Source organism: Alkalihalobacterium elongatum, assembly GCF_019024285.1.
GTDB lineage: Bacteria > Bacillota > Bacilli > Bacillales > Bacillaceae_F > Alkalihalobacterium > Alkalihalobacterium elongatum.
Genome location: NZ_WMKZ01000001.1, coordinates 278021 through 293389, shown reverse-complemented (window position 1 = coordinate 293389; position 15369 = coordinate 278021). Strand labels below are relative to the sequence as shown.

Annotated in this window: 18 protein-coding genes; 14 read left to right on the top strand and 4 right to left on the bottom strand. The window is 36.4% G+C overall.

The window, feature by feature from the left end; all coding sequences use genetic code 11:
- The first annotated feature begins 81 nt into the window (after nt 1–81).
- Nucleotides 82–579, top strand: a complete 498-nt coding sequence (locus tag GKP30_RS01525) for a L,D-transpeptidase family protein (RefSeq protein ID WP_216827621.1) — start codon at nt 82–84, stop codon at nt 577–579.
- A 92-nt stretch (nt 580–671) separates the two neighbouring features.
- Here the strand turns inward: GKP30_RS01525 and GKP30_RS01520 are convergent, their stop codons facing one another.
- Nucleotides 672–1109: a hypothetical protein gene (locus tag GKP30_RS01520; protein ID WP_216827620.1), complete on the bottom strand. Its 438-nt coding sequence runs from the start codon at nt 1107–1109 to the stop codon at nt 672–674.
- Nucleotides 1110–1302: 193 nt separating this feature from the next.
- Nucleotides 1303–1731 (bottom strand): hypothetical protein, encoded by a 429-nt coding sequence (locus GKP30_RS01515; protein ID WP_216827619.1) that lies wholly within the window; start codon nt 1729–1731, stop codon nt 1303–1305.
- 112 nt (nt 1732–1843) lie between these two features.
- On the opposite strand from GKP30_RS01515, the gene GKP30_RS01510 reads away from it, so the two are divergent.
- A complete protein-coding gene (locus GKP30_RS01510) occupies nt 1844–2569 on the top strand; it encodes a hypothetical protein (RefSeq protein ID WP_216827618.1) in 726 nt (241 codons plus the stop codon).
- Nucleotides 2570–2761: 192 nt separating this feature from the next.
- Here the strand turns inward: GKP30_RS01510 and GKP30_RS01505 are convergent, their stop codons facing one another.
- Entirely contained in the window at nt 2762–3859 is a 1098-nt protein-coding gene (locus GKP30_RS01505; protein ID WP_216827617.1) for an alanine racemase, read from the bottom strand.
- A gap of 113 nt (nt 3860–3972) precedes the next feature.
- Here GKP30_RS01505 and GKP30_RS01500 point away from each other — a divergent pair, with 113 nt between their 5' ends.
- Together GKP30_RS01500 and GKP30_RS01495 are read left to right on the top strand one after the other, a co-directional pair.
- Nucleotides 3973–4629 carry a hypothetical protein gene (locus tag GKP30_RS01500; RefSeq protein WP_216827616.1) on the top strand — a complete coding sequence of 219 codons (657 nt, stop codon included), beginning with the start codon at nt 3973–3975 and terminating at the stop codon, nt 4627–4629.
- 164 nt (nt 4630–4793) lie between these two features.
- Nucleotides 4794–5423, top strand: a complete 630-nt coding sequence (locus GKP30_RS01495; RefSeq protein WP_216827615.1) for a LysE family transporter — start codon at nt 4794–4796, stop codon at nt 5421–5423.
- Here GKP30_RS01495 and GKP30_RS01490 read toward each other — a convergent pair.
- Entirely contained in the window at nt 5404–6777 is a 1374-nt protein-coding gene (locus GKP30_RS01490; protein ID WP_216827614.1) for an amino acid permease, read from the bottom strand. The two genes, GKP30_RS01495 and GKP30_RS01490, sit on opposite strands and share 20 nt — an antisense overlap.
- Before the next feature lie 175 nt (nt 6778–6952).
- On the opposite strand from GKP30_RS01490, the gene GKP30_RS01485 reads away from it, so the two are divergent.
- From GKP30_RS01485 to GKP30_RS01440, 10 genes are all read left to right on the top strand, one after another.
- Complete coding sequence (locus tag GKP30_RS01485; RefSeq protein WP_216827613.1) at nt 6953–7177, top strand: DUF3892 domain-containing protein; 225 nt, start codon at nt 6953–6955, stop codon at nt 7175–7177.
- A 368-nt stretch (nt 7178–7545) separates the two neighbouring features.
- Nucleotides 7546–7980 (top strand): DUF1284 domain-containing protein, encoded by a 435-nt coding sequence (locus GKP30_RS01480; protein WP_216827612.1) that lies wholly within the window; start codon nt 7546–7548, stop codon nt 7978–7980.
- Nucleotides 7981–8114: 134 nt separating this feature from the next.
- Complete coding sequence (locus GKP30_RS01475; RefSeq protein ID WP_216827611.1) at nt 8115–8441, top strand: hypothetical protein; 327 nt, start codon at nt 8115–8117, stop codon at nt 8439–8441.
- 358 nt (nt 8442–8799) lie between these two features.
- Nucleotides 8800–9354 (top strand): DUF3231 family protein, encoded by a 555-nt coding sequence (locus GKP30_RS01470; protein WP_216827610.1) that lies wholly within the window; start codon nt 8800–8802, stop codon nt 9352–9354.
- A 205-nt stretch (nt 9355–9559) separates the two neighbouring features.
- On the top strand, nt 9560–11527 hold the full coding sequence (locus GKP30_RS01465) for a DUF4910 domain-containing protein (RefSeq protein WP_216827609.1): 1968 nt from the start codon (nt 9560–9562) through the stop codon (nt 11525–11527).
- Nucleotides 11527–12096: a GNAT family N-acetyltransferase gene (locus GKP30_RS01460; protein ID WP_216827608.1), complete on the top strand. Its 570-nt coding sequence runs from the start codon at nt 11527–11529 to the stop codon at nt 12094–12096. Before GKP30_RS01465 ends, GKP30_RS01460 begins: the two co-directional genes overlap by 1 nt.
- A 127-nt stretch (nt 12097–12223) precedes the next feature.
- Nucleotides 12224–12664, top strand: coding sequence for a hypothetical protein (locus GKP30_RS01455; RefSeq protein ID WP_216827607.1), 441 nt, complete (start codon nt 12224–12226; stop codon nt 12662–12664).
- Nucleotides 12665–12774: 110 nt separating this feature from the next.
- Nucleotides 12775–13275, top strand: a complete 501-nt coding sequence (locus GKP30_RS01450; RefSeq protein ID WP_216827606.1) for a GNAT family N-acetyltransferase — start codon at nt 12775–12777, stop codon at nt 13273–13275.
- 54 nt (nt 13276–13329) lie between these two features.
- Nucleotides 13330–13872 (top strand): manganese efflux pump MntP, encoded by a 543-nt coding sequence (locus GKP30_RS01445; protein ID WP_216827605.1) that lies wholly within the window; start codon nt 13330–13332, stop codon nt 13870–13872.
- A gap of 184 nt (nt 13873–14056) precedes the next feature.
- Nucleotides 14057–15253 (top strand): MFS transporter, encoded by a 1197-nt coding sequence (locus tag GKP30_RS01440; protein WP_216827604.1) that lies wholly within the window; start codon nt 14057–14059, stop codon nt 15251–15253.
- Nucleotides 15254–15369 lie beyond the last annotated feature (116 nt).

Sequence of the window (15369 nt, the reverse complement as noted above, 5' to 3'; positions counted from 1 at the left end):
ATGAAAAAATAATGGGTAAAGCTCCACTAGGTACTTTCTTCCATAGAATATATCATCATTTAGTTCGGGAGGAATTTTAGAATGTACCAACATATTGTGAAACCTGGTGAAACCTTGTGGAAAATTTCAGAAGATTATCGCATACCTTATACAACTTTACTGCAAGCCAATAAAATTGTTAATCCTAATTTGATATTCGTAGGCCAAGCGATTACGATTCCAGGACTTCCTAATCCAGACTTACTGCCATATTCAATTATGGTATCTATCTCTAATCGTACGTTGACATTGTTTCAATACGGTACCGTTGTAAAAACGTACCCAATTGCTGTAGGACAAATCTTAAAACAAACACCGACAGGAGAATTTGTCATAATTAATAAAGCACCTAATCCAGGTGGTCCCTTTGGTACAATGTGGATGTCGTTATCGAAAAAGGGTTATGGCATTCATGGTACTAACGATCCTTCTTCGATTGGCAAAGCGGTTTCTAGAGGGTGTATTCGAATGTTTAATCAGGATGTAGAAGAATTAGCCCGTACGATTCCGATTGGAACTAGAGTGAGTGTACGACCGTGAAACCGTCATATATAAAGGCGGGTTTAAAATGAAGAAAGCTCAAAAAAAGCACCACTTAAAGCAGGTGCTTCCAATAAAGAATATAGTCTGACTTATTCTTTTATGGTAACGGCATCGATATAATAAATATCCTCTAATTCGTTTAACTCTCTTATAATGCCATAAACTTTTACTTTGCTTCCTTCTGAATAGTTCATCTCTTGATCATTAACAATGTGTACAGTGCCTATTATTTGTCCCACTTCATTTTCTACAAATAAGCCAAAATCACTTGAACCATATATAGGATATCCTTCAGAATGAAAATCCTTCTTAAAAACAGTTGCTATCGTACCTTGAACAAGAACGGCGTCTCCAATTTCTAGTTGAGTATCTTTAAGTTGTTGTTCGAATACAGGCACGGTAGTTTCTAAAGTATTTTCTCCCTGTTTGGTTTCATCGGGCAATAAATTTTCTTTTGGCGTTTCATTTGAGGTACATCCAGCAAAGAGCAGGCTGCTCATTAGTAAGCAAATAAAAACTCCTCTCATATCTCGCTCCTTTTTATTAAATTTAAGACTAACGATTCTAAAATGAGGATATTTAAGAATTCTTGTATTGCAATTGTAGAAATCAATTATAACATTAAAGGGTATAAATTGAGGGGTATTATACAAAAAAAGGTAGGAATTGACGTGAAAGATTATGTATCAAGCTTAACAATCGCTAAGCTTGTCGTCTTATTTAGTTCGTGGAAGATGGGTCGAAGTTTAATTCTCTTAATAACGGTTTTGTGTTTCCCTCAAAAGTGAAAAAGAAAGGCGTATTTTCATCATTAAATAACAGGTAATAAGGTTTTCCGTCTTCTGGGAAAATGAACACAACTTGATCGACTAAATCATGAAACCACTCATTTTCAATTGTAGTTGCGCGTTCAAATGGAACTTTTATCATATAGCCTTCATTAGGAATGGGATTGAACTTTTTACTTAGACCTGTAGTTCCTTTTATAAGCTTTTTGATTTCTGTTTGTATTTTGTTAGTTGAAGGCACCGATTGGATAACTTCGCCTTTTTCAATATGAAAAATCTCGATTGGTTTATGGTTTTGTGCTGAAACAACTGTAGTGAAAGCGATGAAGAGTAACACAAAAGCCATTATTTTTTTTAACATAGTGAACCACCTCATCAATAATGTTCCCTCGTGATTATTGTTTCATTGTATTTACTTTTAGAGAAAAGAGTTAATAATTAACATCATTCTAATCAAATAGAAGTCGACGGTCTTGATCATAATAATGGTTGTCCCAGTGACACAAGGATGTAGTGTTGGTGATCGGAGGTTGATTACAATTGATATCGTGATGTTTTTGTTCTTAACGATTATAGTTTTAGCTGGTGTGGTTACGGTTACAGCTTGGGCACGTCGACAAGTAAAACCGGAATTTGTTCCAGTTACTACAGGGGAAGCCGTTAATCAAGAACCGATTAGAGAACAATTTAGGGAGGAATTTGGGATGGAAAAAGAAACAAAAGAAATCGTTGAACGAGTAGCAGCTGAAAAGGCAGAAGAAGAAATTGGAGAGGAGTTAATGCCGTTGCGTGGACATTTAGAGAAAATGCAATCGACACTGAACCAATTGCAATCGACTCAGCAGCAATTTAGTTCTATGAGTTCGCAATCTTCTAGTGGTCAAGATCAGCAACAAGCTAATCAATTATTACAACAAATGCAGCAATTTAGTTCACAAGCTCAACAACAACAGCAAAAAACGTTCCAACAATTACAGCAATCAATCCAGCAAGCGACACAAATGTTAGGGAGCGTTAGCCAATCCCTCCAATCCTTTAATGTTCTTAATCAAATGACTCAACAAATCAACCAATCCCAACAACAGTTACAACAAATGCAAAGTCAGTCACAAGGACAAATGGGACAAGGTAGCCAGTCGCAAGGCCAAATGTCTCAAAGTGGACAAGGTCAGAGCCAAATGTATGGTGGTCAAGACTAAATGTCACAATATGGAAAAAGTGACTATAGTGAAAGCCAAATGTACGATAGCTATTAATTAGGATCGTATCATTTAGATAGTTACTTTATTGGGGCTGACTGCGGTCAGCCCTTTAATTATTATAGTTGTTTACATATTGGCAAATATATTATGGAATTGTTGGAATTGGAAAATAGGTATATAGTAAAGAGGTTATTTCATTAATCCGCGAGCGTCGACCTTCCATTTATCAACGATATCTCCATCGTGGTGAACAATATACTCTTCAAACAAATTGGCGACCACACATGAGTGATTAGGGATAATCTCCACGGTATCATTCATCTTTAAATTGCTGTCTTTAAACGTTGCGACTCCATGCTCCTCGGAGAGTCGCTCGATCGTAACTTCAGGGTGGTTGATCACGCAACCATATCCAATAACACTTTTATTCCCATGTGCACCTTGATCCAATGACAAGGCTTTACTACCTGTATCGAAAATAATTCGGTCATTCTTTTTGCTTACAACACTAGCTAGAACAGTCAAAGCGCATTGTTTTGTTTCCGCAACACCTAATCCGACTTGACACATATCGTAAAATGCAGCATTCCCTGGACGAATTTCAGTAATGCCCTTAATTTTTGCTCCATACTTAAACGTCGGTGTCGAACCCACGCTACGGTGTTGAATTGTAATGCCCGCTTGTTCGCAAAGTTCAGCACTCTGAATGACTGACTTTGCTTCATCCTCAGCAATTTTTTCAATTTGCTCTAGAGAAGTCGCAGCATATGAATGGCCTGCATGTGTAAAAATGCCAGTTAATGATAGATGCTTCATCGTTTTTATTTTTTTGGCTAACGCAACGATTTCCTCAACTTTAATACCACAACGATTTAGTCCAGAGTTAACTTTGATCCAAACTTCCAAGGGTTCATTGCATTCAGAAAAAATTGTATTCACAATCTCAGCTTGCTCGCACGAATCAATAGCAAGTATTACTTTCGCTTGGGTAGATAATTTTATTAACCGCTCAAGCTTTTTGGGCTGGGCTAGTGGATAGGCAATTAAAATATTTGAAATATTTGCTGCAGCCATAACTTCTGCTTCTTCTAATTTAGCAACAGTAATACCGCACGCACCTTCAGCCAATTGCATTTTTGCGATGTTCACACTTTTATGCGTTTTAATATGAGGACGCCACCCGATTCCATTTTGTTTAGCAACATCTCGTATTGCAATTAAATTTTTTTCTAGCTGGTTTAGGTTGAGTAGCAATGACGGAGTATCTAAATTATGTATTGAATTCATGGTTAAAACCACCTTAAAAATTTTTTCTATTTCAGTGTAACCTAAAGGTTCTATTAACGTCTTACTATTTGAATTTATCATAGGATGTTTTCATAGGAAAGAGGAGATGACAAATGAAACGCGTAATTTTACTTTTCGTACTTTGTGTAACAGTTTTTTTTGCTGCTTGTACAACAGAACCGTCAAATGAAAGTGCAACAAATCAACAAGGGAACAAAGAACAATCTAGAGAAGAGCAGAAATCTGCAGTGATCAAAAATGGTGAATTAACTCCATTTGAAGAGGGGTTATTGCAAAGCATCGGAGATCGTGCGTTTGTTCATGATATCGACATTGAGAATCTTGATGTATCCGAAGTTTATGTCACTGTAGATCACTATACTAAAGGTGAGCTTGTCTCAAAAGTAGTAGAAATGACAACACCGATTTATGAAAATAGTGACGATAAAATCATTCGAACTGTTTTTATTAATCAACAATTTGAAAACAACAAGAAGGAACGATGGGCATTATCTGTGATGACGAATTCAGAGTCTGCTCATGGTTCAATCGAAAGAGAATTAAACTTAGATGAAGATTATTCATTAAGTGCCTACGGTGGGATAACGGATCCCGTTTCTTTGTCATTAAATGAATTATATGCAGTAGCATCTGTCATAAGGACAAATGAAGACACAATTACAGTTATCAATGGGCCTTTAACTAATGAAGAGTTAAAAGAGGTTACAAACTATGACCACGTCTATATTGTTTCCATTCAATTAAACTAACAGAAAAGGCTGCCTCTTTTTAGAAGAAGCAGCTTATTTTATTTGGAATAAGATTGTATCAAAAAATAAATCCTCCAGTCGTAAGTTCTAATGTAGCTGAATACAATGTACAAGTCGTACAGTTTGTCCGTCGTAGAAAGCTAGCTGATTTGGAGGAGGAGATCATGAGTGTTTTTATAAGCTATATTATTTTAGGTTTATCACTAGCGGCACCCATTGGGCCAGTAAATGCGGCCCAAATTGATAGAGGAATAAAAAACGGCTTCTTTCATGCATGGCTTGTAGGCCTAGGTGCCACGGTTGCGGATGCTTTTTATATGTTATTAGTGTTTGTAGGAGTCGTGCATTTTTTAGAAATTCCTTTTATGCAGACATTCCTTTGGATTTTCGGTTTCTTCGTACTTGTATATACTGGATTTGAAAGTTTATCGGGTGCAAACCAAATTGATGTTAATAGTATGCGTAGTCAAAAAGAATCTCGTTTAAAATCATTTATGTCTGGTTTTTTTATGTCCTTATTTAATCCACTGACGATTCTCTTTTGGCTCGGTATTTTTGGATCTATTTTAGCGAAAACCGTGACGACTTATGGTACAGGAAAAGTCATCTTGTATAGTGCCGCAATATTTATTGGAATTACGGTCTGGGATTTAACAATGGCTGGCCTTGCAAGTACGATGCGTAAGTATTTAACAAATCGATTGTTAACGGTCATATCAATTATTTCAGGGTTGTCGTTAATTGGATTTGGGATCTACTTCGGAATTCAAGCTGCTATTGTTTTATTTTCGTGAATAAGGAACCTGGACCGTTATCATCATCCTTTGTCTTATTCCAAAAGTGTTTCATAATTAACGTGATGATACCAATGACTACAATGAAACCTAAACTAACAAAAAATCCAGGTCTACTTGTCTGATGAAAGACAGTTCCAAAAACACCTAGAAAAACAAGAAGAAAACCTAGTATGCGTTTAATCTTTGACATTAAGTTCATCTCTATAATCCGACCATAAGAACCGAGAATGAAAAACCAATTGTACAGTAACATAAGGCCAGCAGCTGTTGTAACATATTCATAAATTCTTCCAGGCATTATCAAAGCTAAAACAATGGATACTGTAATACCTCCTGCCGTTAAAGCCATAGCAGGGAGTGCAATATCCTTTTTTACACGTTTTGATAAGATGCCTGGTGCATCACGGTCCTCTGCAAGAGTGACAAGAATTCGTATAATCGCAAATAAAGATGCAACCATCGTTGAAAAACCAGCAATAATAAATACCGCATTAAATACATGAGGTACAAATGCTAAATCATATTGAACAAGAGCTGTTACAAAGGGACTTTTTTCAGTCGTAAAACGGTCCCATGAAACCATTAGTAATGCAAGCCCTATTGAAGATACATAAATAATAGCTAATAGAAGTAGCATGACCTTCCCTGATTTAGGTGCTTCTTTCATATCTTTTAAACGCACAGCTAATAACCCCATGATCTCAATTCCAGCGTAACCGTAAAACCCATAAATAAGAGATGGGAGTAACCCAGTTAAACCATTAGGAAATACAGTTTCATAAGTTCTGGGGATTCTAAATGCTTCACCATTTCCAGGCCCTAGTACACCGAACAAGGCAAGGAGGGCTAAAATGATAAACATTAAAATTGCTGCAATTTTTAGAACAGCTAATAAGTTTTCTACTCGGTCAAACCCTGATGGACCCATTAAGATGACTAAAAGTCCAAGGACGGAATAAATTGTCGCAAATACCCAAAGTGGAATATTAGGGAACCAAAAACGCGAGAAAATAGACAAGGCTGTCATTTGGCTACCGATAATTAACAATTCTGAAAGAAAATAGACCCATCCACTTGTAAAGCCAGCCCAACGACCGTAAGCATGTTTTGCGTATGTACGAAAAGATCCTTTTTGAGGATCATTAATCATTAACTTAGCTAGTGCTTCATAAACAAAATACGTTCCAATGGCTGCTAAAATATATGAAAAAATAACGGATGGACCCGCCATATTAATTGCTATACTCGAACCAAGGAAAAAGCCTGTCCCAATGGTACAAGCAACACCTAAAAGTGATAGTTGCCACCACTGTAACGGTTTTTCTTTTTGTTCAGCGGAATTTGATTTCATATGCCATCACCACTCCTTAATCTTGATTGTATTGTTCGATAACGAGGGTGAGTTTATGTAATAAAACACAATTATCATTTTTAGATGTTTAGAGGATTAAGGTGGATAAAAAGTAAAAATTGCGTAATACTAAACGTGTAAAAAAATAGTCACCACTATGAAGGAGGGCTATACTATGAGTCAACAAGTTGTAGCTGTCAAAAAAAACAATGAAGGTGATATCGTTGAGTTAAAACTGTCTAGTGGTCAAATCGTTGATTATAAGCAAGCACAAATGATGGCACAAAACGGTGAAATTGACCATGTTAATGTATTTAAAGGGCGAGATGGAGATATGCATTTGCGAAGTGATGCTGATGGTGATCCAACTAATAATTTAGATAATTTACCGACATTTTAATGTTTAAATTTTGAATAACTATTTAAATAATGAGAGAAGGTTGCTGATTAGAGGCGGCCTTCTTTTTTAACAATGTTAATAAAGATTATTGACTAAGATGTTTTGTGTTAAAGTATGTTGTGTTAACATAAAATTAATATAGGTTTACATTTTTCGATAATTTGAAGGTTTTCTACATATTTTTGTAGAAATGATTATATAGAATTAATTATATGTCAACTGTATATGGGATCGAACGATACGATGTGGGAGTCGTTGTTTTGCTTGAGTTTTTATAAAAGGGTGCAATTAATTAAAGGCACTTTTCGTAAACTTTTGCTTAAATAAAAGATAGCCATAGCAATAGAGCAGTTAGGGGAGTGGGGAAATTGAATTTAAGAGGGCATCACTTACTATGTTTATTAGGATACAGTGGTCATGGGTATTCACCTTCTTTTATTAATAAAATGGAGCACCTTGCACCAATATACCGAAAGTTAGATCTTGATTTTGAGATTTTTGTCAACGAGGATACGGATGAAATTTGTAAGCATTGTCCTGCTATGGAAAGGAATAATTGCACGACATTTGAAAAAGTCGATAATGAAATAAGGGAACTTGACCGAAGAATTAATGAGAAGTTACAAGTACGGCCTGGTTTTTTTTATTCTAAAAAGACAATCTTTAGACGTATTAGAGATAATATTGAGCCAGATGATCTAGATATATTATGTAAAGGCTGTAAATGGCTTTCTTATGGTGTTTGTAAGGCAGCAATTCGAAAATTAAAAGAGGAAGCAAAAGATGAGATCACGATACCCTAATTTTTTTGATTTTCCCAGTAAAGCAATTGAAATAAGTTAGAATAAATCGTCACCTGTCGTAAGACAAGCGCCTTTCCATAGCGTGTTCTTCCTTAATATAATATATTATCTCGTGATAGGAAGGAGGATATACGATGCGTGACAATTTTAGAGATTTACTTGAGGACCTTGCAGATTTAATTTATCACCATAAACACAGAGATGATGATCATAAACACAGAGATGATGATCGAAAAAGGAAAGATGACGATGACAAAGATTTCTTGGTTTGCAAGGTAGTAGAGAAAAAGGAAAAGAAGAAACATGATGATAAAATCTTTTTAATATGTGAAGAAGTTGAAGAAAAAAAGAAAAAACATGATAAAGATAAGCGTAAGCACAAATATGATTACCGACACAAAAAGTTTGATGAAAGACCATGGATCGTCAGACGAAAACGTAAATCGTGTTGGGATGATTAATTAATTTCGATAAAACAGGCTAAATGATAATCATTTGGTCTGTTTTTTTGGGGGTTATTGGGGGCACCTTTGTAAGTTGACTGGAAATAATTCAATAATTATTTCCTTATTCATTAGCTAATAATATGGGTAGGAGGGGATAAAATGATCAATCTTTTAAGGTTATTGTTTAAAACTTTGTTGTTTAAAGTTATTCAAAGGATGAACAATATCAATGTCTTTTTGATTAGCTTGACGTATCTCCTTACTGCCCGAACTAGCAGAGTTTAAACAAATGAACGAAGTTTGGAAACTAGTGCATTCGAGTGAGGCACTAGTTTTTACATAGAAGTTAAAATACTATATGATGAGGTGTAAGATGACCAGAGCAATTGAAGCTATAACAGAACTTTTACAATCATTTATAGACGATGAACCGAAACCCCCATTACATGTAGGTGAAGTTATGAGCTTATGGACGGCTGTAACTGCCTTTCAAGAGGCACGTGCTCTTTACCAAGCTGCCTTAAATACGACGACTGATCCCGATCTAAGACACACATTGGAAAATGCAGTTCAAGCATCTAAAAAGGATTACAATATGATCAAAGAGTTTTTAATTAAAGAAGGAGTTCAACTACCTGCAGTGAATGAGGATAAGCCGAACTCGGACCCAACTGCAGTTCCTGAAGGGGTAAGGTTGACCAATGATGAAATTGCTAACCTGATTTCTGCAAAAGTTGCGACTTCTATTTCATTTTGTGCAGCCTCTATGTCTCAATCAATCAGAAGTGACGTTGGATTATTATTTTTCCAAATACAAGTCCAACTTATGAAATTTGCCACTCCGCTAAAAAACTTAATGAAAACGAGAGGATGGTTGAAAAGTCCACCACCTTACTCACCTCCTGGTGTCCCAAGAGAACATATTTAAAAAAATGATGTTTTGTTATATCCTTCTAACCTTCTGTGACTATAAAATGTGCAGGAGGTTTTTTGTTGTCAAACTATTACGGGTCACTAAAGAAATTTATGTGGTGCCCCCAAAAGTTCGATTAATTTTGATACAATAATAACGGAATAGTCTAAAAATATAGTGATTAAATACATAGTACATGAACATAAAGGAGAAATTTAATATGTTTCCAAGCTGGGGAAAGGTTTTACAAGAGGAACTTTCAGGAAGACAAGCTTTTCGATACGCTGATCGGATTGCGCAGTTTCATCGGATCCAAGCGTCAACAGGGTACCGTGAAGCTGCAGAAGCAGTTGTGAATTTATTAAAACGTGATGGGGTCGAAGCCGAGCTAGTATCCTATTTGGCGGAGGCTGGGAGCCGCTTTTTAGCTCATCGAACATTTCAAGAGTGGCATTGTAATCATGCAGAGTTATGGATTGAAGGAGAAGAAAGAAAGCGGATTGCGCGGTTTGAAGAAGAGGAAATTTCCGTTGTACAACGTAGTGTAGCAACACCGCCAGGAGGGGTCGAAGCCGAGCTTGTCGTTGTTGATCAGGCAGAAGATCCTAAAAGTTATGAAGGACTTAATTTAAATGGCAAAATAGCGCTTGTTCGTGGAAACCAATTTTTAATACATGATCTAGCGGTCGTTAAGCATGGAGCAATCGGACTTGTCTTTGATAACTTAAATGAGTATCCTCCGATCCGAACGCGGTTAGATATGCCAGATGCGATCCAGTATACGTCATTCTGGTGGCAAGGTGATGAACAGAAAGCATTTGGTTTTGCGGTTTCCCCAAGAGTAGGAGATGAATTACGTACAAGATGTGAAAGAGAAACTGTTCGTTTGTCAGCAATCGTGGACGCAGAATTATATGACGGTCATTACGAGAATATTGAGTTTTTTATTGAAGGAAAACAACAAGAGGAAATTCTTTTAGTCAGTCACTTATGTCATCCATACCCTGGAGGTCAAGATAATGCATCAGGACCTGGTACTTTAATGGAAACGATGCGAACATTACAGCGACTTATCAATGAAGGAAAGCTACCGCAACCTGATTTAGGTATACGCTTTTTATTGATGCCTGAAATGACAGGGACGTATGCGTACTTTGCTCAACACCCAGAGCGGAAAGACACGACTATTGCTGCTTTAAACCTAGATATGGTTGGAGCTGATCAGACGAAAGGTGGAGGACCGTTATGTATTGAACAGCCACCAATGGCTACACCGACCTTTGTCGATCGTTTTGCTTATAATCTCTTATTGCAGGTGAGTCAGAATACGAGCAATTTAACGGGAACTTTCAAATATAGTACAACTCATTTCTTAAGAACACGGTTTTCGGGTGGTAGTGACCATTATATTATTGCTGACCCGACCATTGGAATCCCTTGTCCAATGCTGATCCAGTGGCCAGATAAGCATTACCATACAACAGAAGATTCCACGAATAATCTTGATCCAAACATGATGAAAACTGTTGCTCTTACAACAGCTTTTTATGCATATGGTTTAGCAAATGGCAGTGAACAAAACTGGTCGTTACTATTAAACAATGATACTGCTACAAGATACACCGATTTACAGCAAGCGCTAACATCGATATTTAAGAACACGCACCTTAGCAAAAATTGGGAAGAAACCTTTGAATTTTACTGTGACTATGAAAGAAGTGCTTTGGAAAGCTATCGACAGTATGCGAACATTCGCAAGTTTACTAGCCTCCAGAAACAAGTAGATCGAGCACAGGAGTTACTAGGTGAACAAATAAAAATTTTACAACAGCACGCACATGTAACCGAAGCATTGGTTACTAAAACTGAAACAAAAGTGGTAAATCTACAATCAGAATTTACAGAGAAGGTTTATAAAAGGACATATGAAGGTCCATTTGATTTAACCTTTGAATTAGAACGGTTACCAGTAGAAGATCGCTTGCAATGGTATGGGTTTAAGAAGCAGGCAAATCCACCAGCAGGGTATGAAGTATTTTTACAATATTGGATTGATGGAACTCGTTCAGTAAAAGAGGTTTTGGCATTAGTACACAAAGAGTCTGGGGCATACGATTTCGAATATGCTCAAAACTATTTACAGCTATGTGAGCGGTTAGGATTAATTTCTTTAAGGGAAGAGAGCTAATGCTAGCTATAAATAATAGTTTATCTATTCGTAAACTGATGGATTGTGAGGCAGATTATAAATTACTATATAAGTGGTTAAATGATGAAGTCGTTCAAGAGTTTTACGAAGGTAAAAGTGTGAAACATACTATTGAAGAGATATACGATGAGTTTCGTCCACGAGCTATCGGGGAGGATTATGTTCAATCGTGCATCATCAAATTCGAAAAAGAAGCTATAGGGTATTTGCAGTTTTATCACTTGCAGCAAGAAGAAATCGAGGAGTATGGTGCGTCAAGATACGAGCAAGTGTACGGGATCGATTTATTTATCGGCGAACACGTCTATTGGAATAAGGGAATTGGAACAGACGTCATGAAGTTAACCCTTCATTACTTATTTACCATGCAAGGTGTACATGAAGTTTTCATTGATCCGCAGACGTGGAACGAGAGAGCTATTGCATGTTACGAAAAATGTGGCTTTCAAAAGATCAAAGTGTTACCTAAAAGGGAGTTACATGACGGCGAATATAAAGATAATCAAATTATGCGGATAACACATGAAGAATTCACGTACCCATTGTAATTACAAGCAGAGGCTGATCATTTGAACCAGCTTCTGTTTGTTTTCTTTTGATTCTACTAAATAGTTTTTACAAAAAAAAAGAAAAATAGTATAGTAGTGGTACAGAAGTGATGGGGAGATGGATGGAGTGGATTTGAAATATAGAGAAAATAGCGTATGGAAAACAACAGGGATGCTATGGATAGGAGTTGCGCTTCTAAATCTCGTTTGTCTACTGTTTCTCTTTGTTGGATTAGGTTTTACGGCCTTTACGGTTATTGTCGCTATCGTTATTAGCTGTAATGTGGCACTTAGTATAATTATAGGGTTGTATTATTTACGTTTAAATGACATTACATATATACAACTAGAAAATGATATGCTGTTAGTTCACAAAGGGCTTATTCGCTTGAAGCGGAAAATCGCCTATAATGATATTGAAGAAAGTAGAATTAGTGACAACAAACTAATCTTACTATTAACGAGTGGAAAAGAAGTGGAAATTAATTTGGACTTATTAAAAATAAGAGACTTTGACAAACTCAATCTAAAATTGAGTGAGCATGTTGAAGTGAGACAAGCGAATTAAGATATGCTGTATATACTCGCAGGCAAGATGCGGGTCTTTTTTATTAGAATTGGTGTAAATAAGGTTCCTTTGAAAAAGGTTTAAAAAAGGGCAAATCGAGGAGGATAGGGATGACCATACTAGAAACAGAGCGATTAACATTACGAAAAATGAATGATCAGGATGAAGATCATCTCATGATGATATTTTCCGATCCAATTGCTATGCAGTACTATAAATCAACAAAAACGAGAGAAGAAGCACGAAAATGGATAAACTGGAATATAAAGAATTACGAAATTCATCACTCGGGGCTTTGGATTTGTGAGTTAAAAGGTGCAGGGGCTTTCATTGGTCAGTGCGGGATTGTACCGCAAATAGTAGATGGCCAAAAAGAAATGGAAATAGGTTATTTATTTGTTCGAGATTACTGGGGACAAGGATATGCAACGGAGGCGGCAAGCGCAGTTCGAGACTATGGTTGGAATAAGCTTCAATTATCTCGGTTAATCTCGATGATCAATAAATACAACACCCCTTCGATCAAAGTTGCCGAACGAATAGGTATGAGCTTGGAGAAGGAAAAAAATATTAAAGACCGACCTACACTCATTTATTCCATCCATTTGTAACGCAAGTTAGGGATTAAGGGTTTTGATTAACGGAATTTATGAAGGAGGTATCTGTTGATTTGGCATATACTTATACTCGTCATTGCGTCTAATCTTGATGATTTAGCTGTAGGTTTCTCACTCGGTATGAGAGGGAAAATCCCAATGAAGGTTATATTTGTCATTGCGATTTTTTCAGGAATAACAATGGGGACAGGATTATATTTTGGAGACGCTATCGCTGGAGTTATACCAGAGCATCTATTATTATATTTAGCTGCCTTTGTTTTTCTCCTCATTGGTTTCTGGTTTTTATGGGATGCTAGAAAATCTAAGCAAGAGGAGGCAGATGAAAAAAAGCTAGATCTAAGCTTAAAAGCTGCGGTCATTTTAGGGATTGCATTGGGTATTGACTCTTTAGCTGCTGGTTTTTCTGGCGGATTGGCGGGGTTTCCAATTTTACTATCAAGTTTTTTAGCATTTGTGACTAGTTTTCTCTTTATATGGGGTGGATCCAAATTTGGTCACTTAGTGGCACTGAATATATTTAAAAATCATGCAAGTTCGATTTCTGGTTGGTTATTTATAGTTCTGTCTATATTTATCTTGTTAATTTAATTCACTTGGTTGTAGTTGTTCTGCAATCAAGTGTTTTTTGTTTGGTCGGAAAAAGCAACTAATTAGAAACTTTGATAATTTACTTCTATAAAAACGAAAGACTGCATAACCATATATATTCAATCGTAAATAAGAATGAAATGTGGATAAGGGTTAAAAGGGGGAGTTACTAAAGGAGGCTTCTATGAGTGAAGTTCAACTAAATGAGGTAAAAGTAAAACCGAACGATCGGTCATTTTCTTTATTAACAGCTGTATTAGTTTGGTGTGGACTCGTAGTATTATCGAGCATGTATATTACGATCCCACTTATATCAGCATTCAGTTCAACTTTTGAAGTTTCATTACAACAGGCAGCTCTAACGGGAAGTGTGTTCTCCCTTTTCTACGCACTTGGTTGTTTAATTTTTGGAGCACTTTCTGATCGATTTGGACGGAAAGGTTTTTTAATGATTGGAATTGGCTCAATCACAATTGTTACTCTATTGATTGGATTTGTGGAAAGTTTTTATTGGTTACTTGTTTTAAGAGCGATCCAAGGAGCAGTAGCTTCTGTATATGCGCCTATCTCACTTGTTTATGTAGGGGAAGTGTATCCCGCTGAAAAGCGATTGACGACAATCGGATTTATTACATCAGGTTTTTTGACGGCAGCTATTTTTGGGCAAGTGTTAAGCAGTGCGATACAAGAGGTTTGGGGCTGGCCATTTATCTTTTTTACTCTCGCCGCTTTGTATTTTATATCTAGTCTTCTCGTTATTTTCATACTTCCTAAAGAGGTACGAAGTCCGAGTGGAGTGAGCATTTGGGATATTTTTAAACAAATGGTCGTTCTACTTAAAAATAATCAGTTGCTACTTACGTTGTTCATTACGTTCTTGACGCTCTTTTCACTCGTTGCCATGTATACTGTATTAAATAGCTATTTAAGTACAGATACGTTTAGAGTGTCTAGCCAAGAGCTGTTGGCTGTTCGAGCGGTCGGGATTTTTGGAATTATACTAGCTCCTTTTGCTGGAAAGCTTTCAAATAAATATGGTATTTCAAATGTATTACGTGTTGGTATTCTGCTCGCAACTGTAGGAGTGACAATGATAGGTGTTTTTTCCAATCTATTTATGATTGTTCTGATGAGTGTAGTATTTGTCGCAGGTATTGCTATAGTGTGTCCTGTCACGATTTCAATGGTAAGTATCCTAGGAGAAAAAGTAAGAGGGACTGCTGTTACATTTAATGCTTTTATTTTATTTGTTGGGGCAAGTGTTGGTCCAGCTATAGCCATTTTTCTAATTAGTATGTTGAATTATACAATGAGTTTCATAGTACTTGGTGTTTTTCTATTACTAGGGTTGATCGTATCTATGTTTATTAAGGTTAATTAATGTATCGTTTAGCTGGCTCAAATGGGAACTCACTTATTGAGGAGGAGTTGTCGTTTGAGTCAATTTTTCTTTAAGTGAAATTGTTGTTTTATTAAGAAGTAAAGTTAATGAATGAA

Excerpts from the sequence above, each read along its gene's own strand:
- GKP30_RS01525 (WP_216827621.1), top strand. The coding sequence starts at position 82 with ATGTACCAACATATTGTGAAACCTGGTGAAACCTTGTGGAAAATTTCA.
- GKP30_RS01520 (WP_216827620.1), bottom strand. The coding sequence starts at position 1,109 with ATGAGAGGAGTTTTTATTTGCTTACTAATGAGCAGCCTGCTCTTTGCT.
- GKP30_RS01515 (WP_216827619.1), bottom strand. The coding sequence starts at position 1,731 with ATGTTAAAAAAAATAATGGCTTTTGTGTTACTCTTCATCGCTTTCACT.
- GKP30_RS01505 (WP_216827617.1), bottom strand. The coding sequence starts at position 3,859 with ATGAATTCAATACATAATTTAGATACTCCGTCATTGCTACTCAACCTA.
- GKP30_RS01500 (WP_216827616.1), top strand. The coding sequence starts at position 3,973 with ATGAAACGCGTAATTTTACTTTTCGTACTTTGTGTAACAGTTTTTTTT.
- GKP30_RS01495 (WP_216827615.1), top strand. The coding sequence starts at position 4,794 with ATGAGTGTTTTTATAAGCTATATTATTTTAGGTTTATCACTAGCGGCA.
- GKP30_RS01490 (WP_216827614.1), bottom strand. The coding sequence starts at position 6,777 with ATGAAATCAAATTCCGCTGAACAAAAAGAAAAACCGTTACAGTGGTGG.
- GKP30_RS01485 (WP_216827613.1), top strand. The coding sequence starts at position 6,953 with ATGAGTCAACAAGTTGTAGCTGTCAAAAAAAACAATGAAGGTGATATC.
- GKP30_RS01475 (WP_216827611.1), top strand. The coding sequence starts at position 8,115 with ATGCGTGACAATTTTAGAGATTTACTTGAGGACCTTGCAGATTTAATT.
- GKP30_RS01470 (WP_216827610.1), top strand. The coding sequence starts at position 8,800 with ATGACCAGAGCAATTGAAGCTATAACAGAACTTTTACAATCATTTATA.
- GKP30_RS01465 (WP_216827609.1), top strand. The coding sequence starts at position 9,560 with ATGTTTCCAAGCTGGGGAAAGGTTTTACAAGAGGAACTTTCAGGAAGA.
- GKP30_RS01460 (WP_216827608.1), top strand. The coding sequence starts at position 11,527 with ATGCTAGCTATAAATAATAGTTTATCTATTCGTAAACTGATGGATTGT.
- GKP30_RS01450 (WP_216827606.1), top strand. The coding sequence starts at position 12,775 with ATGACCATACTAGAAACAGAGCGATTAACATTACGAAAAATGAATGAT.
- GKP30_RS01440 (WP_216827604.1), top strand. The coding sequence starts at position 14,057 with ATGAGTGAAGTTCAACTAAATGAGGTAAAAGTAAAACCGAACGATCGG.